Below are 381 nucleotides of genomic sequence, written 5' to 3'. Positions count from 1 at the left end.
GACAACGAATGCGAGGGTTTGTCTACACGCTAAAGCCGATACTTTAATGTATCGGCTTTTTTGATGGAACAAGCTGCCCTTCTGTCATGAGAAAATGGTAGAGCGCTCCCTTCATGCCTGCCTGATTCAAGTAATAGCACGTTTCCACATTCACTTGAATGTTCTTCCACGCAGGCAAAGTATGTAAATGTTTCTCAATGTTTGATAGCAAATCTGTTCTTGCACTTACACCGCCGCCAATGAGGATTTTCTCTGGATTAAGGACAGTTGCTACGTTGTAAATGCCAATGGCGATTCGCTTGTACCACTGATCCACTAGCTCTTCAATGGACGGATCATGTTTTGCCTTTTCAAAAATGTCTTGACCGTCTATTTGAGTAC

General features: G+C 43.0%; 1 protein-coding gene. It reads right to left on the bottom strand.

Annotated elements, in window-relative coordinates; genetic code table 11:
- Window positions 1–43: 43 nt before the first annotated feature.
- Window positions 44–381, bottom strand: a 338-nt coding sequence (locus AC2A4J_RS20405; RefSeq protein WP_484177304.1) for an ROK family protein, incomplete at its 5' end; no start/stop codon positions are given.

It is taken from the genome of Marinomonas sp. ATLA20 (assembly GCF_057180105.1).
The sequence above is the reverse complement of the archived record's forward strand: the minus strand, read 5'-3'. Positions and strand labels throughout refer to the sequence as shown.